Raw genomic sequence first — 18,846 nt, forward strand, 5'->3', positions numbered from 1 at the left:
CCTGTTTTCAAAACCTTACAAGAAATACACCCACCCAAATCAAACCAAAAAAACAAACACCAAAAACTCACAGCCCAAAAAATAACAAAACAAAACCCCAAACAATCGGACCATCGCACCATATGTTGTGGACGCCCATCTTGGCGGCACAAGAATCCACTCCACCTGCAAGTACCGCGAGTCGGTTTTACCGCAGCACTTTGCATCGGGCCTGTCGGTTTCGGCCCCGCATGCGCCCGGAAGTATTTGCCAGACGCCCCTAATTCCCTAGGGTTGCCGGGACAGTCGACAGCAAGGCGGACATGACGAAATGAAACTGATGCGTATCGGGCAGCCGGGGCAGGAGAAGCCGGCGATTCTGGACGATGACGGGCGGCGGCTGGACGCCTCATCTCTGGTGGCGGATTGGGGGGGATCGAACCTCGAGCCGACCAAACTCGCGGAACTGGGTCAGGCGGTGCTGGCAGGACTGCCCGTCTTGCCGAATACCGAAAGAATCGGCCCTTGTGTTGCCGGGCCGGGCAAGTTCATCGGCATCGGCCTGAACTATTCCGACCATGCGGCGGAATCGGGGCTGCCGGTACCGACGGAACCCATTCTGTTCATGAAAGCCACGTCGTGCATCTGCGGGCCCAATGACGACGTGATCATCCCGAGGGGATCCGTCAAGACGGATTGGGAGGTCGAGCTTGCGGTGGTGATCGGCCGCGCGGCGCAATATGTGCCTGTCGCCGAGGCGCTGAACCATGTCGCCGGTTATTGCGTTGCCAACGACTTATCCGAGCGCAGCTTTCAGATGGAGCGCGGGGGCCAGTGGGTCAAAGGCAAGAGCGCCGACACATTCGGCCCCATCGGCCCGTGGCTGGTGACAACTGACGAAGTGCCGGATCCGCAGAACCTGAAGCTTTGGCTCAACGTCAACGGGACGGCCCGCCAGAACGGCAACACGGCCACGATGATCTTTGGCGTGGCCGAGCTTGTCTCTTACGTCTCGCAGTTCATGAGCCTGCATCCCGGCGACGTGATCAGTACGGGCACGCCACCGGGTGTCGGGATGGGACAAAATCCGCAAGTGTATCTGTCACCGGGCGATGTGGTGGAACTGGGTGTCGAAGGCCTGGGCGTTCAGCGACAGCGGCTTGTCTCGGCGGACCAGGCCCCCGGAACCACAATCGGCGAACACTAGGCAGGTTGCGTCAACTGTGCGAGGATAACCTTCGATGCCAACGGCTTGCAGGTCTCGCGCCCGCGCAGGGGCGGCACTTGTAGCGCAGGAACCGGGTATGATCGTTGAGTAACACCGAACAGACACAGGACACACCGCCCCTTGACCTGCCCGGTCGGGTTTCCCGTCTGCTGGCACATCCGCTGCTGAAACTGGTGATGCCGCTGGTGATCGTGGCCATCGCCTTTGTCGTGCTGCGGGACCTGTCGGCGCATGTCAAATGGACGGACGTCAAGGCGGATGTCGCCGACAGCAAATGGAGCACATTGGCGCTGGCGCTGGTCTGGACGGCGGTCAGTTTCCTGTCGATCTCGTTTTACGACATTCTGGCCGTGCGCAGCGTGGCCGATGGCCAGGTTCCGGCCCGCGTGGCCGGGATCGCCGGGGCCAGCGGATATGCGATTTCCAACTTTCTGGGCTTTTCCTATATCACCGGCACTGCCGTCCGGTATCGCATTTATGCCTCGCTCGGGTTGGATCTTGGCCGCGTGGCGGGGGTGATCGCCACCTCATGGGTGGCGTTCTGGATGGGGCTGTGCCTGATACTGGGGGTTCTGTTGACTCTGCACCCCAGCGGTCTGTCCACTGTCCTGCCACTGTCGGACATGATCGAGACCGTGATCGGCATCGGCTTTCTGGTGGCGCTGGCGCTGCTTTTTGGCTGGCTGACCGGCGGCGCGCGGCGGTTCGATTTTCTGGGCTTCGGCTTTGACCTGCCGGGATTCCGGCTGGCTGCCCTGCTGACGCTGGCGGCCATCGGTGATGTCCTGGGGGCGGCGCTGACGCTCAAGGTGCTGATGCCCGCAGATCTGGTTTCGAGCTTTCCGTATTTCTTCACCATCTTCATTGCCGCCATCGCACTCGGCATCCTCAGCCACGCACCGGGCGGTATCGGCGTGTTCGAGGCCACGCTGATTGCCGGGCTGGGCGCGTCGGGCCGGTCCGACGTGATCGCCGCGCTGCTGCTCTACCGGCTGGTCTATACGTTCGTGCCCTTCCTCGTGGCCTGCACTACCATCGCCATAACCAGCGCCATCGCCCGACGACATGCGGTCAAGGGCGCGGCCACATGGGCCTATCGCATGACCCGCCCGGTGGTTCCGATGGCGGCAGCGGCGGTGGCGATGCTGGCCGGAGTGATCCTGCTGATTTCCGGCGCGCTGCCCGCCGACACCAGTCGGCTGGGTGTGCTGCGCGATTTTCTGCCCCTGTCCTTTGTCGAAGCCTCGCACCTTTTGGGCAGCGTGGTCGGCCTGTTGCTGGTTCTGGTATCGCGCGGCCTTTACCGCAAGCTTTACCGCGCCTGGGTGGTGGCGATGCTGCTGATGGCGGTGGGGTTTGTTCTGTCTCTGAACAAGGGGCTGGATGCCGAAGAAGCCATCTGCATGTTGTTCAGCATCACCCTGCTGGGCCTTTTTCGAGGCGCGTTCTATCGGGTGTCCGGCGCGTCGATCTTTCGCCTGAACATCCCGTGGTTCATCGGCATCCTCGCCCTGATGGCGGCGATCTTCTGGATCGGTATGTATGCCTATGGCCACGTGGCCTATCAGAATGCGCTCTGGTGGGATTTCGCGTGGCACGGCGATGCCTCCCGGTTCCTGCGCTCCAGCCTTGTAGTGGCGATCATCCTGGTTGCGGTTGCCTTCAACTCGTTCCTCAGCAAGCCGGTCAAGACCAGTGCGCCGGCGGAAATCCCCGAGGTGGTGCGGAAACTGGCGCTGGAAAGCCCCGATACCGAGTCGCAGATCTCGCTGTCCGGCGACAAGCTGTTCCTGATTTCGCCAGACGAAACGGCCTTTCTAGCCTATGCCGATACCGGCGCCTCGCTGATTTCCAAAAGCGAACCTGTCGGCGACGAAGAGGCCGGGCGTCAGCTGATCTGGCAGCTGCGCGAAATGGCCGACCGCGAAGGCAAGAAATGCGCCTTTTACAGCGTATCGCCCCGGTACCTGCCCACTTTCCTCGACCTCGGGCTGTCGATCCTGAAAATCGGCGAGGTGGCGCGGGTCGATCTGACCGGGTTCACGCTGGACGGCTCGTCCAAGAAACGGTTCCGGCAAGCCCGCAACCGGGCCGAGCGTGAAGGCTATGTGTTCGAAGTGGTGCCGCGCAGGGACGTGCCTGCGATCCTATCCGAACTGCACGGTATCTCGGACAGGTGGCTGACCAACAAGCAAGGCCAGGAAAAGGGTTTTGCCCTTGGGGCATTCACCAATGCCTATATGTCCAATTTCGACCACGCGGTCCTGCGCAATGGCGAGGATGGCAGGATCGTAGCCTTTGCCAACCTGTTTCAGGGCGGGCACAAAAGCGAGCTGTCGCTTGACCTGATGCGCTATGAACCCGACGCGCCGAGCTTTGTCATGGACGCACTGTTTGCCGAAATGATGCTGTGGGGGTCACAGCAGGGGTTTCACTGGTTCTCGCTGGGTGCCGCGCCGTTCTCCGGGATCGAGAACCGGCAGCTGGCCTCGCTTTGGAATCGGATCGGCGGGCTGGTCTATGAGCATGGCGAGCATTTCTATCACTTCGAGGGGCTGCGCGCCTTCAAACAGAAATTCGACCCGGAATGGACGCCGAACTATCTGGCCAGTCCCGGCGGTCTGGCCGCCGCGCAGGTGCTGTACGAGGTCAATATCCTGATTTCCGGCGGCCTGCGCGGACTGGCCAAATAGGAGGCGGCGATGATCGACAAATTTCGCGACCACGCCGCCAACGAGCGCACTTTTCTGGCCTGGGTTCGGACGGTCATCGGGATCATCGGATTTGGACTGGTTGCCGCGCGGCTGGGAAGCGACAAGGCGGCCTTCTGGTCCGAGGCCTCGATGCTGGGCGCCGGAGGTGTGGTTCTGGTGCTCGCCTATTTGCGCATGCGACACATCAAAAGGAACATCGCATCGAAGGACAACGTCGAGGACGACACGCTGGTGGCAGATGCGTTGCTGCTGCTTTTGATCGTGTTCCTGTTTGGCCTGCTTGGCGCCTTTGCGCTGCACGTATCTCAGTAATGTCAGCCGATCGCCCAGCGGATCAGCAGCGTCACCGCTCCCAGCACCACGACTCCTCCCGCCCAATAGAGAGCGAACCAGCCCAGACGGGTGAACGTACGACGTCTGCCCATCAGTCATAGCTCTTTGACGGATCGACCTTGCCCCGGAAGATCCAATAGGAAAACCCGGAATAGGCCAGGATGACCGGCACCAGGATCAGCGCCCCGATCAGCGCGAACCTCAGGCTTTTGTCCGGCGCGGCCGCCTCGGCGATGCTCAGCGAGGGCGGCACCATGTCGGGATAGAAACTGATACAGACCCCGACATAGCAGATCACGAACAACAACTGCGCCGACAGGAACGGCCTCAGGTCCCGCCCGCTCGCAAGGCCATGCAACAACCGCCAGCCCGTGCCCAGAACCAGCAGCGGCATCGCAACCGAATAAGCGGCGGCGGGCCAGCTCAGCCAGCGGTCCAGATACTGCGGCTCCAGCAAGGCGGTGCGCCAAAGAACCAGGGCTATAAAGGCAAGAACCGCAAAAGTCAGACGGCGCGCCAGATGGCGCATCCGGGCCTGCAACTCCCCTTCGAGCTTGAGGTTCAGCCAGGTCGATCCCAGCAGGGCATAGCCCGTGACCACCGCCACCCCGCACAGGATCGAATACGGAGTCAGCCAGTCAAACGTCCCCCCGGAGAATTTGCGGCCCGTAACGGATATGCCCTGAACCAGGCCGCCCAGAACGACGCCTTGCAGAAAGCCCGCTTGCAGCGACCCCCACCAGAACGCGGCGTCCCAGAACCAGCGCCAGTTCTGCGTGCGCCAGCGGAATTCGAACGCGACGCCGCGCAGAACCAACCCCAGAAGCATCCCGAAAATCGGAAGGTAAAGTGCGGGCATGATCACGGAATAGGCCAGCGGAAACACCGCGAACAAACCGCCTCCGCCCAGAACGATCCATGTTTCGTTGCCATCCCAGACGGGCACGACCGAATCCATCATCAGCGCCCGTTCGCGCGCCGATCTTGCCGCCGGGAACAGGATTCCTACCCCAAGGTCGAACCCGTCCAGCACCACATAGGCCAGAACCCCGAATGCGATCAACGCGGCCCAGATGGTCGAAAGCTCGATCCCCAGCATCTCAGCCCCTCCTGTCCAGCGGATGACGGCTGGCCACGTTCACCGGCTTGCCCGCATGTTCCGGCAGACCCACATCGGGCGCTGAGGACATGAGGCGGAGGATATAGGTGACGCCTGCGGCGAATACCAAACCATAGACGACGATGAACCCCGTCAGGCTGGAGGCAACCGCCGAAGCCTCGACCGGCGACACCGAATCCGACGTGCGCAACACCCCGTAAACGGTATAAGGCTGCCGCCCGACCTCGGTCGTGACCCAGCCCGCAAGTATTGCCACGAACCCGGCGGGCCCCAGCGCTACTGCGGCACGAAGCAGCCATGCGGACTGAAACAACCCCCCGCGCCAGCGCGCCCACACGCCCCAAAGACCCAGCAGCAGGATCGTCACGCCCAGCCCCACCATGATGCGGAAACTGAAAAAGACGATGCCGACCGGCGGCTGATCTTCAAGAGGCACCGTGTCCAGCCCGTCCAGCGGCGCGTTCAGGTCGTGTTTCAGGATCAGGCTCGAAAGCTTGGGGATCGAGATGTCATAGTCGATGCGCTGATTCTTCTGATCGGGAATGCCGAACAGAACCAGCGGTGCGCCATCCGGATAACTTTCGAAATGCCCCTCGATCGCCATGACCTTGACCGGCTGATAAACCAGCGTGTTGCGGCCCTGCGCGTCGCCCGCAAACATCTGCAGCGGTGCCAGGATGATCACCGCCCACATCGCCATCGAAAAACTGCGCCGCGCCGCCGGGTCGGCCCGGTCGCGCAGCAACACCCAGGCCGACGCACCACCAATCACCAACGAGGTGGTCAGGAACGCCGCAAGCACCATGTGGCTCAGCCGGTAATGGAACGAGGGGTTGAAAATGACCTCTCCCCAATCGGTCGGCACGAATTGCCCGACGTCGTTGGTAGTGAACCCCGCAGGCGTCTGCATCCAGGAATTCACCGACAGAATCCACGTGGCCGACAACAGCGTGCCAAACGCCACCATGGCCGTTGCAAACATATGCAGCCCGTTGCCCACACGATCGCGCCCGAACAGCATTATGCCCAGAAAGCCGGCTTCGAGGAAAAAGGCGGTCAGAACCTCATAGGCCATCAGCGGCCCGATCACCGGGCCGGCCTTGTCGGCGAACCCGGCCCAGTTGGTGCCAAACTGAAACGACATCACCACGCCCGACACTACGCCCATGCCAAAGGCAACCGCGAATATCCGTCGCCAGTGATCGAACAGGGTGCGATAGACCTGCTCGCCTGTGGTCAGCCAGAGCGCATTCATCACTGCCAGAAAACTCGCCAGCCCGATGGACAGAGCCGGAAATATGATGTGGAACGAGACGGTAAAGGCAAACTGCATCCGCGCCAGGGTTTCGGCGGTCAGATTGGCAAACATCCAAGCCTCACTTTCCCGACAGGAACCCGGTCACGTACCGCACCCGCCTCAGTCAAAACTCACCCCCGTCGGGGTTTTCTCCAACAGATCGCCCCAGTCGGTGCGATAGGCCATCTCGGCCAGAACCGTATCGGGCAAAAACTCGCGCCCCTGCCGGATCTGCCAGCCGCCGCCCAATCCCTTGTAGATGGCGATCAGGTTCTCCGACACCGAGGCCCGCGCATCGATCAGATCCGCCTCGGACCGCAGCAGGGCCGTCTGCGCGTTCAGCACCCGCGAATAATCCGCCGTCCCGTCGCCGTATTGCGCCACGGCAATGTCGGCGGCGCGTTTCGCCGCCTCGACGCTTTTCTGATAGAACCCCACCTGCTTGCGCGCCTCGCTATAGGCGACCATGGCGTTTTCGACCTCGGAATACGCAACCAGAACCGTGTTCTGGTAATTCGCCACCAAGGCCTGAAACGCTGCGTCCTGCGCCCGCACGTTGTTCTTGATCCGGCCATAGTTGAGCACATTCCACACCACCCCGGCGCTTGCCAGACTGGTGCCACTGGAGGAACTGAACAGGTCATTGCCCGACGACGCCTGCAAGCCGATGGAACCGGTCAGGATGAATTGCGGGTAAAGGTCCGCCATCGCGATGCCGACCTGCGCCGATTGCGCGGCGGCCTCCAGTTCTGCCGCGCGGATATCAGGGCGGCGGCGCAGCAACTCGGCCGGAACGCCGACCGCCACATTGGCCCGGCCCGAAGGGATACGACCGGAATTGCCCAACAGGCCGGTCATCCGCGACGGCGGCGCCCCCAGCAGCACCGCCAGGGCGTTCTTGGCCTGCTGCAGATCGCTTTCCAGCCCCGGCACCAGCGCCTTGGTGTTGTTGAGCAGCGCCGTGGCCTCCTGCACGTCCAGTTCCGTGGTGACGCCGTTGTTGAACCGCAGCTGCGCCAGATCAGAGGATTGCTGTTGCAGTTCGACATTCCTGCGGGCAACCGCCAGCGCCTCTTGCAATGCACGGATGTTGACATAGATCGCCGCGACATCACCGGTCAGCGTTACCAGCGCATCATCGTAATTGGCCACCTGTGCTGCCAGATTGGCCTTGGCCGCCTGCGTGCCCCGACGCTGCGCGCCCCAGACATCCAGTTCCCACTGTGCGTCGAACCCGACTTCCGAGGTCGCAAATTCCGTATCCAGCGGAATGACGCGGCGGATATCGCGCACCGGGCCGATATTGTCGCTGATCTCGCGCCGCGTGGCCGAGGCGCCGACGACCTGCGATTGCGGGTAAAGCTCGCCAAAGGCGATGCCCAACTGCGCCCGCGCCTGCAACACGCGCGCGCCGGCAATCTGTAGCGTCAGGTTCTGGGCATAGGCCTCGGCCACCAGCTTGTTCAGCGTCGGATCGTTGAACGTCTCCCACCATTTCACCACCGGCGCGCTGCGGGCGGTCAAACCGCTTTGCTGGCTGGCGCCGGGACTGTTGGCCTCGATCCACTGTTTCATGACCGGCGAGTTCGGACGAACGAAATTCGGACCCACCGGGGTACAGGCCACCGCCGCCATGAGGCACAGCCCCGCTAATTTGACCCGAACGCGTCTCACCATCCCAGGTTCATCCGAAAAAAACTCCATCAGATATCCAGTGGCCGGATAAAGTTGGCAAAGCTGTACAAGCGTATGTTGATCCGGCGCAGAAACTCAAAGCTTTTCCCCTGCCCCGTGTAAATCGCCACCGCCGCATGGCCGCCCGCCGGAAGCTCGTGCCCCTCGGGCAGGTCCACCGTGATCTGCACCGCAATCCGGCCCGGCAGCTTGGGCAGCACAAACTCGGGCAGACGCCCTGACGGCAGATACTGCCCCTGCGCCGTGGCCCACCAGACCGCTTCGACCTTGCCGGGCAGTATCTCGCCCGGATAGAGATCAAGGGCGACCTCGACCTCCTGCCCCGGCTCCACGAATTTCAGGTTTTGCTGGCGGTATGTGGCCAGAATGTACGGGTTGTCGTCGGTTACGAAACTGGCGATGGCCCCAAGGCGGACGTCGCCCACCACCAGACCGGGCCGGGCCTGCTGCGACACGATCATTCCATCCTCGGGCGCATAGATCGTCGTGTTCTGCAGAAAGTACTCGGCCTCGGCCAGTTGCGCACGGGCCTGCGCCACCCCGGTATTCACCCCGTCGATATTGGATTCCAGTGCCAATTCGGCCTTTTTCTGGTTGGCCTCGGCCTGCCGAACCTGCGCCTCGTCCTCGGTCACCTGTTCGACCCAGCGTTCCAGTTCATCCTGCCGCGCGCCACCGGCGGGCACCAGTTTCTCGTACCGCTGACGCTGATTGACTGCATATCCCAATTGTGCCGTCGCCCGTTCGACCGCCTCGGTCGCGGCCTTTACATCCTGTTCCATGATCTTGACGTTCTGCTCGGCGGCGGCCAGTTGCGCCTTGGCCGAATTCACCGCCAGCTCAAAGATCGTCTTGTCGAACCGATACAGAGGATCACCCTTCTTGACCGGCTGGTTCGGCGTCACCAGCACTTCGCTCAGGATCGTCGGTTGCGTCAGCTTGGGCACAATCTGGATCGTCGAACGCACCACATGCGCATCGACCGAGAAGGGCTGGAAAAACCGCAGAGCGACCAGAAAGATCAACAGCAGATGCGCACCCACCCAGAACGAGACGACGCCCCAGTAGATGTTGAATGTCAGCAGTTTCGCCTTGAAGAAGATGAACCAGACGAAAATGATGTAGAAAAGGGTGATGCCAACGGCGACGAACATATGGGGTCAACTCACTACTGGTTACGCCTTGGACTCTTCGTCGGTTGGCGGGTCCTGATATTCAGGCTTCACCTTTCCGCCAAGCCGTTCGATTTCCTTGCGGATCGCGTCGCGCTCCTGATCGGGGTTGCGGCGAATATCGACGGTGACGCCCTCGTGGAAGGCCCAGATAAAGGCATGCACCCACGGCACCACCGCCAGAAACCCCATCCAGCCCATGATCTTGACCGCTTCGGCATGAGGGTGATTGCGGCTGATGGCGATGCGGCCGGGCAATCCCATGATGAACAGCACCAGCGCCATGAACGCGACCAGCAACAGGATCAGCGCCGCAAAGGTCAGGTAGTCATAATACCCCAACGGTTGTCCCAGTAATCCCATCCGTCTCCTCCTCTTTGTCCTGGGTGCGTCACGACCCGCTTGTGCCCGCATCCTCCAGCAGCTTGTAATCCGTCGGCGGATCGGCACAGACCGTCGGCCCGCATTCCAGAAGCGCCGAGCCTGCGTTCAGCACAGCCAGCGCAAGCATCGTGAAGAAAGCAATCTTTGCCAGCCTGTTGCCGCCAAAGCGCTTTGCGGATTGCGGATCGGCGGGCCGTTCATATTGCCCTTCGGACAACAACATCACCGATGTGCCCACAATGACCAGAAAGAACGCGATCCCCGCCCAGGTATAATAGTGCAGCCCCAGAACCGGTGACCCGTAATGCCCGGTGCCCGGCACGATATGCAGCAGAATCTGGCGGATGGACACGCTGCCACCATAGACCGCGGCGATCAGCATCAGCGCATAGTGGCGCGCGCGCGGACCGTAGAGAAGGTTCAGGCCTATCCCGAACCCAACCAGAACAAATCCGACCCTTTGCAACAGGCATAGGGGGCATGGCAGTTCATAAAGCCAAAGCTGAAAGATAAGCGCCAGCGCCAGCACAAGGCAAACCGCCAGCATCCCGACTGCGTTCAGATTGCGTGAAGTTTCAAAACTCAACGTCATACGCACACCCTACAACTGAATCGTGAGGACAGAAGTTGCGTGGTATTTCAACCAATAGAGGCTGAGCAGAAACGTGACCGCAAACACGGAATAGGCAACGCGGTTCAGCGCGAAGAATGAAAGGATCATGCAAACAACCAAAAGCGCGAAAAGCAACGCAATCATCGCTCCGACCTCCTGTCTCGGGCGAAAACACCTGTAACCAGTCCCGCCATAGTGGCAGTCCGGTTCTGTTGTGGCAAGCCTGCTGACATTGCGCCCCAAATGCCCGTGAAACGCCACGGCGGGTCCGCCGCTGCGCTGGATACATCTGAAGAAAATTTCGACCGTACATTGACCAAACCGCAGGAATTGGCTCACAAGGTTGCCCAATGGCATGAGGGACAAAATGAAAAACATACTGGTTACTGGTTCTGCGGGGTTTATCGGCTTTCATTTGTGCAGGCTCCTTTTGGCCGAAGGATTCCGGGTGCACGGCTATGACGGAATGACCGATTACTATGATGTCGCCCTGAAACGCCGTCGGCACCAGATGCTGATGCAGACACCGGGATTTACCGCGACCGAAGACATGCTGGAAAATCACGAGCGCCTGATGCGGGTAGCCGAGGAATTTCATCCCGATGTCATCATCCATCTCGCCGCCCAGGCGGGGGTGCGCTACAGCCTTGAAAACCCGCGCAGCTATGTCGAATCGAATGTCGTCGGCACCTTCAACGTGATGGAAGTGGCGCGCACCCTTCAGGTGGAACACCTGTTGATGGCCTCGACCTCGTCCATCTATGGCGCCAACGAGGACATGCCGTTCACCGAACTGGACAAGGCCGACAATCAGCTCACCATCTATGCCGCGACCAAAAAGGCGAACGAGGCGATGGGCCATTCCTATGCCCATCTGTGGAACCTGCCCACCACCATGTTTCGGTTCTTCACCGTCTATGGCACCTGGGGCCGCCCCGATCTGGCCTATTTCAAGTTCACCGACGCAATCCTGAACGACCGCCCCATCGACGTCTACAATCACGGCGACATGTATCGCGATTTTACCTATGTCGAAGATCTGGTGCGCGGTATCCGCCTGTTGATCGACGCGGTGCCGGTGCGCCCCGAAAGCACTGCCGATATCGAGGATGGCGACAGCCTCTCGCCTATCGCGCCCTTCCGGATCGTCAATATCGGCAATTCCGACAAGGTGCGCCTGCTGGATTTCATCGAAGCGATCGAGGATGCGCTCGGCAAGAAGGCCGTTCGCAATTATATGCCGATGCAAAAGGGCGACGTGCCCGCCACCTGGGCCGATACCAGCCTGCTGCAGCGCCTGACCGGATATCGGCCCGAGACCAATATCCGCAAGGGACTTGCCGAATTCGTCGACTGGTATCGCGACTATTACGGCAAATAGTCCCCTCTCGCCGGTTCGGCGGGGAACCAAAGGTTCGGTGCATTCAGAGGTCAATGCACCGAAAGCATCCCGCCTTCCACGCCTTCGGAAAATGACCGGAGCGCATCGACACTCTTGATCGTCACTTTTCTTTGCTGAATCGCCACGCCAAACGGCTTGAGACGACCGAACGCCCGCGACAGGCTTTCCGGTTTCATACCCAGCTTGCCCGCAAGCAGGTTTTTCTCGAACGGCAGCTCGATGTCCCCGTTCTCTGCCGAGCTTTCGGCCAGGCTGAGCAGATAGTCGGACAGCCGCTCGACACCTGTTTTGACCTTCAGCCGCTCGACATCGTCCATCAGCGCCTCGATATGGCCCGATGCGGCCGCCAGCACGACGGTCATGATCTCACGATGCGCGTCCTGACATGCAAAGACGCTCGACGGATCGAGATACAGAATTGTGCAATCGCTGACAGCCTGAGCCGATGCCGAACTGTGCCTGCCCTGCAGCGAGGCGATCTCGTCAAAGCTTTGCCCTTCCTTCAGAGTCGCAAGGATGGCTTCGCCGCCGTTTTGAGAGATTCGATACAGCTTCACCCAGCCCGATTGCACGACCTTGAGCGTTCTTGTGGCCTCGCCCTGCAGGCAGATCGTCGAGCCGCGATCAAAGGTTCGCGTGCGCGCCTTGGCCAGCAGGCAATCCCTGACCTTTGCAGAAAGTTGTTCGAAAATAGAACCTTGCGGCGCATAACTTGCCATGCGTGTGAATCTCCTGTTCGCATTCGGAGTGCTAGGGAGATTTTCAAGGTCTCGTATTGAGCCAGATCAAATTGACCAGAAAGTATCGACGCACCGGAATCAAATGGCGGCGCGGTCGTAAACAGAGGTTCCGTCGCCGACGACGAAAAACCGGCGCATGTCGCGCCGGTGTCCTTTCTTACCCGCCGAAATCGTCGAGCATGATGTCTTCGCGATCCACGCCCAGATCCAGCAGCATGTTGATGACCGACTGGTTCATGATCGGCGGACCACACATGTAATATTCGCAATCCTCGGGTGCCGGGTGGTTCTTGAGGTATTCCTCGAACAGCACATTGTGGATGAAGCCGGTATAGCCTTCCCAGTCATCGCCCGGCTGCGGATCACTCAACGCCACGTGCCATTCGAAATTCGGGTTCTCTGCGGCCAGCGTGTCGAAATCCTCGACAAAGAACATCTCTTTTCGGGACCGCGCGCCGTACCAGAACGAAATTTTCCGCTTGGAACCAAGTCGCTTGAGCTGGTCGAAGATGTGGCTGCGCATCGGCGCCATACCCGCGCCACCGCCGATGAACACCATCTCCTTGTCGGTATCGCGGGCAAAGAACTCGCCGAACGGGCCGGAAATGGTGACCTTGTCACCCGGTTTCAGGTTGAAGATATAAGACGACATCTGCCCCGGCGGGATGCCTTCGGCCCCCGGCGGCGGCGAGGCGACGCGAACGTTCAGCATGATCATGCCGCGCTCATCGGGATAGTTCGCCATCGAATAGGCACGTTCGATCGGCTCATTCACCACCGACTTGTACTGCCACAGATTGAACTTGTCCCAATCCTCGCGATACTCCTCCTGCACGTCGAAATCAGTATAGGAGAGCTGGTGCGCGGGCGCTTCGATCTGGATATAGCCCCCGGCGCGAAAGTTCACGTCCTCGCCCTCGGGCAGATCCAGCGTCAGCGCCTTGATGAAGGTCGCAACGTTGTCGTTCGAGCGAACAGTGCATTCCCATTTCTTGACGCCAAAGACCTCTTCGGGAACTTCGATCTCCATATCCTGCTTGACCGCAACCTGACACGACAGACGGTCGCCACAGGATGCTTCGCGCTTGGTGATATGGCTTTCTTCGGTCGGCAGGATAGAACCGCCACCGGAATGCACACGCACACGGCATTGCGCGCAAGTACCGCCACCACCGCAGGCCGATGGCACGAACAGTTTCTCGGCCGCCAGTGTCTGCAACAGCTTGCCGCCCGCAGGAACCGATATGGTTTTCTCACCGTTGATGGTGATGTTGACGTTTCCGGTCGATACCAGCTTGGACCGTGCGGCCATGATGATGGCCACAAGCGCCAGAACGATCAGGGTGAACAGGACAACGCCGAGCGAAAAGGTTTCCATTCTCACGCCCCCCTTACAGTTTCACGCCCGAGAAGGACATGAAGGCCATCGCCATCAGCCCGGCGGTGATAAAGGTAATGCCCAGCCCCTGCAGCCCGTCCGGCACGTCCGAGTATTTCAGTTTTTCGCGCACCCCCGCCATCGCGGTAATCGCCAGCGCCCAGCCGAACCCGGACGATACGCCATAGGTGGCCGCCTCGGCAAAGTTATAGTCGCGTTCGACCATGAACAGCGACCCGCCCAGAATGGCGCAGTTCACCGTGATCAGCGGAAGGAAGATCCCCAGCGCGTTGTAGAGCGGTGGGAAATACTTATCGAGGATCATCTCGAGGATCTGAACCATCGCCGCGATCACGCCGATATAGGAAATCAGCCCGAGAAAAGTCAGGTCCACATCCGGGAACCCGGCCCATGCCAAAGCGCCCGGTTTCAGCAGGAAGGACAGCAACAGGTTGTTGGCCGGCACGGTGATGGCCTGCACCACCATGACCGAAATCCCCAGCCCCAGCGCCGTCGAAATCTTTTTCGACACGGCAATGAAGGTACACATGCCAAGGAAAAAGCTGAGCGCAAGGTTTTCGATAAAGACGGCCTTCACGGCCAGAGAGATAAGCCCTTCCATCAGTGCGCCTCTACCTGCTGGATTTTGTAATCACGTTCTTCGACCTGGTTCGGCTTCCACGTACGGAAAGCCCAGATCAGCAGGCCGATCACGAAAAACGCCGACGGCGGCAGCAGCAGCAACCCGTTAGGCACGTACCAGCCGCCATTGTTTACCGTCTGCAGGATCGTAACGCCGAACAGGCTGCCCGATCCGAACAACTCGCGGATGATGCCCACCAGCATCAGGATCAGGCCATAGCCCATGCCGTTGCCCAGACCGTCGATGAACGACGCCACCGGCGGGTTCTTCATGGCGAATGCCTCGGCGCGGCCCATAACGATGCAGTTGGTGATGATCAGGCCAACGAACACCGACAGCGTCTTGGAAATCTGAAAGGCATAGGCCTTGAGGATCTGATCCACCAGAATCACCAACGACGCGATGATCACCATCTGCACGATGATCCGGATCGAGCCCGGGATCTGGTTGCGCAAAATCGAGATGAACATCGACGAAAACGCGGTCACAAAGGTCACCGCCAGCGCCATGACAAAGGCCACCTGTAACGACGAAGTCACCGCCAGCGCCGAACAGATGCCCAGAACCTGCAGGGTGATCGGGTTGTTGTCGACAAGGGGGTCGACCAACAGCTCTTTCTTGGTCTGCGACATCAGATCTCTCCTGCTTGCAGTTTGGCTAGGAACGGCGCGTAACCCGCGTCGCCCATCCAGAATCTCACCAGGTTGTCGACACCGACAGTGGTCAGGGTCGCACCTGCCAGGGCGTCGACGTAATAATCCGGCCCGGCCGCAGGCTGCGACTTGGCGACGGTGATCTGCAACACACCCGCGTCGTCGCGCAGCTTCTTGCCGTTCCACAGTGCCTTCCAGCGCGGGTTGTCCACCTCGGCACCCAAACCGGGCGTTTCACCATGCTGATAGAATTGCAGGCCATAGATATCGTTGCCGTTATTCTCCAGCGCGATGAAACCGTACAGAGTGGACCACAACCCATAGCCATGCAGCGGCAGGATCACCTTGTCCAACGCCCCCGCGTCGTCGCGCAGCAGATAGATCACCCGGTATTTGGCCTTGCGGCCAATGCTTGCAGGGTCGTCGTCAAGCGCGACGCTCAGGTCCGGATCACCGGCAGCGGCCAGATCATCAAAGGTGGCCGGGTCAAACTGATCGTCCACAAAATCGCCCGTTGCCAGATCCAGCACATGCGGCTCGAATGCGGCAAATGCTTCGGTGATATTGACGCCGGGTTCATACACCCCCGCCACCTGCAGGATGTTGACCTGCTTGTCCTTCAGCTTGTTGGCCTCCTGCACCGGGCGCAGGCTCACTGCCGCGGCCGACACAATCATCGAAGCAACAAGGCAGACCGCCACGGCGATGAAGATCGTCTTGCCCACCGAATCCGGCGAGGCCGCCAGAAACCGGGCAATCGCGCCCTTGGGTTCAGGGGATTGCGTATCAGACATGGCGACGCGCCCTCCGTTTGATATTGGCCTGCACCACGAAATAGTCGATCAGCGGCGCAAAGACGTTGCCGAACAGGATGGCCAGCATCATGCCTTCGGGGAAAGCCGGGTTCACCACACGGATCAACACAACCATGACACCGATCAGCGCGCCATAGACGTATCGGCCCACATTGGTGTGGCTGGCCGAAACCGGCTCGGTCACCATGAAGGCGAGGCCAAAGGCGTAGCCGCCCAGCACGACGTGCCAGTACCACGGCATTGCGAACATCGGGTTCGTCTCGGACCCGATCAGGTTCAGCAGCCAGGTGAATGCGATGGTGCCCGCCAGACAGCCCAATATCAGGCGGTAATTGGCGATCTTGGTAATCAGCAGGAAGGCCAGACCGATCATGCAGGCCAGTGTCGAGGTTTCCCCGATGCTGCCTTGGATGGTGCCGTAAAACGCGCTCCACCAGGTAATGCCGTCAGCGGCCAGCGCCTGATATCCTTCGGCGGCCGACACCGCCAGAGCCGTCGCACCGGAAAACCCGTCGACCGGGGTCCAGACCGCATCGCCCGACATGTTCGCAGGATAGGCAAAATAAAGGAACGCCCGCCCCACCAATGCCGGGTTGAGGAAGTTCTTGCCGGTACCGCCAAACACCTCTTTGCCGATCACGACGCCAAAGATGATCCCCAGCGCCACCTGCCACAAGGGCGTCGTGGCGGGCATGATCAGCGCATAAAGCATTGAGGTCACAAGGAACCCCTCGTTCACCTCGTGCCCGCGCACGGTGGCAAAGATCACCTCGAAAATCCCGCCTGCCACCAGCGTGACGATGTAGATCGGCAGGAAATACAGCAATCCGTGCATGAAATTGGCAAACATGCTGGTCGGGTCCAGCGAAATGCCGAACATCTGCAACAGGGCGATCCGCCAGCCGGTCGCGGCCTCGGGCCCCATCACCGCAAGCGCCGAGTTGGCCTGATAGCCGGTGTTCCACAGTCCCCACAGGATACACGGGATGGTGGCGATCACGACATAGGTCATGATCCGTTTCATATCCACGTAAGACCGCGCATGAGGCGCGACCGAGGTCACGGTTTTCGGCGTATAGATGAAACTCTCGACCATCTCGTAGACTGGAAAGAGTTTTTCGTACCGGCCGCCCTTGGTGAAATGCGGCTCGATCCGGTCAAAGAAGCTGCGCAATCCCATCCGGCTCAGCCCTCCTTTTCAATCTTGCTGAGGCAGTCGCGCAGCGCCAGCCCGTATTCGTACTTGGCCGGACAGGCAAAGCCCACAAGGCCCAGATCCTCTTCGTCCAGCTCCAGCGCGCCCAGCGCCTGCGCGGTGTCGGTGTCCATCACCAGAAGTGCGCGTAAAAGCTGTGTCGGCAGGTAGTCCTGCGGCATCAGTTCTTCGAACGTGCCCGTGGGCACCATCGCGCGGCGACCGCCGTTGAGGTTGCTGGTGAAGGCATAAACCTTCTTGGCAAAGGCCGACCCCAGCACCGGCTGCACCGCGTATTTCGACGGCATCGGACGGATCCAGCCCATCGGGATCTGTTCGCGATCCTCGCGGATCAGGGCCACCTGCCGCGCAAACCGGCCCAGATAGGCAAACGCACCCTCGGCATGACGCCCCGACAGGATCGACCCCGAAATGACCCGTACCGGGCCATCCAAGGCAACCTCTCCCCGTGTCAGTTCCTCGGTCGAGGCACCCATGACGGTACGGATCAGACGCGGCTGCCGCGCGGCGGGGCCCGACAGGGCCACCACGATGCTCGGATCCAGATGCCCGGTCAACATCAGCCGACCAATGGCGATCACGTCCTGATAGCCGATGGTCCAGACCTGCGACTCGGCCCTGAGCGGTTTCAGAAAATGGATATGCGTGCCGGCCAGCCCCGACGGGTGCGGCCCGGCAAAGGCGGCCGCCTCGACCCCCGGCAAGTCAGCGCCGGCGATCTGGTCCCCGTCTTTGTGACACAGATAGGTCTTGCCCTCGGTCAGCTTCGATACGGCGGCAAGACCGGCGGCAAACGCCTCTTGCGCCTCGCCGATGATCAGGGCCGCGTCGGCGGCCAGCGGTTCGCTGTCCATCGCGGTGACGAAGACCGCCTCGGGCGCGGCACCCGGCTGTGGCATCCTGGAATAGGGACGGGTACGGAACGCCGTCCACAGGCCGGCGGCGCACAGCCTGGCGGTCACGCCCTGGGCCGTGTCGGCATCGCCCACACCCGAGAAATCGAGGCCAGCGTCACTGGCGTCGCCAACTTCGATCACCACGCTTTGCAGCACCCGCCGCGCACCCCGGTTGACGGCGACGACCTTGCCGCTCATCGGGGCGACCATCATCGCGTCGGGGGCATCCTTGTGACAGAACAGCGGTGTACCGCGCTGTACCTCGTCCCCTTCTTCGATCAGCATGCGCGGCTTCAGTCCGATGTAATCGGCCCCCACCACCGCAACCGTCGAAACTTCGGGGCCTTCGTGGATCTTCTGTTCGGGCGCGCCTTCGACCGGCAGGTCCAGCCCCTTTTTCAGTTTGAAAGTTTGCATGTCGCTACGTTCTTCCAAGCCTTTGTTCCAAGCCAGTGTGTCCCTACTGGTCGATGTCAGCAATGCTGATACCGGGAAGCGCAGGCCAAAGGCCTGTCAAATCCGCCAGAAACGGGCGGGAATCCGCAGGTATCGCGTTGGTTTGGGGGTC

At 60.7% G+C, this 18,846-nt stretch carries 18 protein-coding genes; 4 read left to right on the top strand and 14 right to left on the bottom strand.

The genetic code is table 11. The annotated features are described in order from the left end of the window. Positions 1-310: 310 nt before the first annotated feature. The 3 genes from ACR0LZ_RS14745 (at position 311) to ACR0LZ_RS14755 (ending at position 4,233) form a co-directional block, all read left to right on the top strand. On the top strand, positions 311-1,186 hold the full coding sequence (locus tag ACR0LZ_RS14745) for a fumarylacetoacetate hydrolase family protein (protein ID WP_480750599.1): 876 nt from the start codon (positions 311-313) through the stop codon (positions 1,184-1,186). 104 nt (positions 1,187-1,290) lie between these two features. Then, positions 1,291-3,900, top strand: coding sequence for a bifunctional lysylphosphatidylglycerol flippase/synthetase MprF (mprF, locus tag ACR0LZ_RS14750; protein ID WP_480750600.1), 2,610 nt, complete (start codon positions 1,291-1,293; stop codon positions 3,898-3,900). A gap of 9 nt (positions 3,901-3,909) precedes the next feature. After that, a complete protein-coding gene (locus ACR0LZ_RS14755; RefSeq protein ID WP_480750601.1) occupies positions 3,910-4,233 on the top strand; it encodes a YidH family protein in 324 nt (107 codons plus the stop codon). Positions 4,234-4,345: 112 nt separating this feature from the next. On the opposite strand, the gene cydB is transcribed toward ACR0LZ_RS14755, so the two are convergent. The 7 genes from cydB to ACR0LZ_RS14790 are packed head-to-tail and all read right to left on the bottom strand — an operon-like array spanning position 4,346 to position 10,679. Continuing rightward, a complete protein-coding gene (gene cydB, locus ACR0LZ_RS14760; RefSeq protein WP_480750602.1) occupies positions 4,346-5,353 on the bottom strand; it encodes a cytochrome d ubiquinol oxidase subunit II in 1,008 nt (335 codons plus the stop codon). 1 nt (position 5,354) lies between these two features. Continuing rightward, entirely contained in the window at positions 5,355-6,743 is a 1,389-nt protein-coding gene (locus ACR0LZ_RS14765) for a cytochrome ubiquinol oxidase subunit I (RefSeq protein WP_480750603.1), read from the bottom strand. A gap of 48 nt (positions 6,744-6,791) precedes the next feature. Further along, positions 6,792-8,348: an efflux transporter outer membrane subunit gene (locus ACR0LZ_RS14770; protein WP_480750604.1), complete on the bottom strand. Its 1,557-nt coding sequence runs from the start codon at positions 8,346-8,348 to the stop codon at positions 6,792-6,794. A gap of 26 nt (positions 8,349-8,374) precedes the next feature. Further along, on the bottom strand, positions 8,375-9,520 hold the full coding sequence (locus ACR0LZ_RS14775; protein ID WP_480750605.1) for an HlyD family secretion protein: 1,146 nt from the start codon (positions 9,518-9,520) through the stop codon (positions 8,375-8,377). 21 nt (positions 9,521-9,541) lie between these two features. Then, a complete protein-coding gene (locus tag ACR0LZ_RS14780; protein WP_480750606.1) occupies positions 9,542-9,901 on the bottom strand; it encodes a DUF3302 domain-containing protein in 360 nt (119 codons plus the stop codon). 28 nt (positions 9,902-9,929) lie between these two features. After that, positions 9,930-10,514, bottom strand: a complete 585-nt coding sequence (locus ACR0LZ_RS14785; protein WP_480750607.1) for a disulfide bond formation protein B — start codon at positions 10,512-10,514, stop codon at positions 9,930-9,932. A 9-nt stretch (positions 10,515-10,523) separates the two neighbouring features. Then, positions 10,524-10,679 (bottom strand): DUF5993 family protein, encoded by a 156-nt coding sequence (locus ACR0LZ_RS14790; RefSeq protein WP_480750608.1) that lies wholly within the window; start codon positions 10,677-10,679, stop codon positions 10,524-10,526. Positions 10,680-10,902: 223 nt separating this feature from the next. Here ACR0LZ_RS14790 and ACR0LZ_RS14795 point away from each other — a divergent pair, with 223 nt between their 5' ends. After that, complete coding sequence (locus ACR0LZ_RS14795; protein WP_480750609.1) at positions 10,903-11,916, top strand: NAD-dependent epimerase/dehydratase family protein; 1,014 nt, start codon at positions 10,903-10,905, stop codon at positions 11,914-11,916. 50 nt (positions 11,917-11,966) lie between these two features. Here the strand turns inward: ACR0LZ_RS14795 and ACR0LZ_RS14800 are convergent, their stop codons facing one another. The 7 genes from ACR0LZ_RS14800 to ACR0LZ_RS14830 form a co-directional block, all read right to left on the bottom strand. Continuing rightward, positions 11,967-12,656, bottom strand: coding sequence for a Crp/Fnr family transcriptional regulator (locus tag ACR0LZ_RS14800; RefSeq protein WP_480750610.1), 690 nt, complete (start codon positions 12,654-12,656; stop codon positions 11,967-11,969). A gap of 178 nt (positions 12,657-12,834) precedes the next feature. After that, on the bottom strand, positions 12,835-14,055 hold the full coding sequence (gene nqrF, locus ACR0LZ_RS14805; RefSeq protein ID WP_480750611.1) for an NADH:ubiquinone reductase (Na(+)-transporting) subunit F: 1,221 nt from the start codon (positions 14,053-14,055) through the stop codon (positions 12,835-12,837). A gap of 13 nt (positions 14,056-14,068) precedes the next feature. Next, the gene (nqrE, locus tag ACR0LZ_RS14810) at positions 14,069-14,677 is read right to left on the bottom strand and encodes an NADH:ubiquinone reductase (Na(+)-transporting) subunit E (RefSeq protein ID WP_480750612.1); all 609 of its coding nucleotides are present in this window, start codon (positions 14,675-14,677) and stop codon (positions 14,069-14,071) included. Further along, complete coding sequence (locus tag ACR0LZ_RS14815; RefSeq protein WP_480750613.1) at positions 14,677-15,330, bottom strand: NADH:ubiquinone reductase (Na(+)-transporting) subunit D; 654 nt, start codon at positions 15,328-15,330, stop codon at positions 14,677-14,679. The genes nqrE and ACR0LZ_RS14815 overlap by 1 nt, the downstream gene beginning before the upstream one ends. Then, complete coding sequence (locus tag ACR0LZ_RS14820; protein ID WP_480750614.1) at positions 15,330-16,145, bottom strand: Na(+)-translocating NADH-quinone reductase subunit C; 816 nt, start codon at positions 16,143-16,145, stop codon at positions 15,330-15,332. Before ACR0LZ_RS14820 ends, ACR0LZ_RS14815 begins: the two co-directional genes overlap by 1 nt. Next, positions 16,138-17,346, bottom strand: coding sequence for an NADH:ubiquinone reductase (Na(+)-transporting) subunit B (locus ACR0LZ_RS14825; RefSeq protein WP_480750615.1), 1,209 nt, complete (start codon positions 17,344-17,346; stop codon positions 16,138-16,140). The genes ACR0LZ_RS14820 and ACR0LZ_RS14825 overlap by 8 nt, the downstream gene beginning before the upstream one ends. A gap of 5 nt (positions 17,347-17,351) precedes the next feature. Further along, positions 17,352-18,695 (bottom strand): Na(+)-translocating NADH-quinone reductase subunit A, encoded by a 1,344-nt coding sequence (locus tag ACR0LZ_RS14830; protein WP_480750616.1) that lies wholly within the window; start codon positions 18,693-18,695, stop codon positions 17,352-17,354. Between the last annotated feature and the right edge of the window lie 151 nt (positions 18,696-18,846).

It is taken from the genome of Ruegeria sp. CI1, assembly GCF_056536925.1.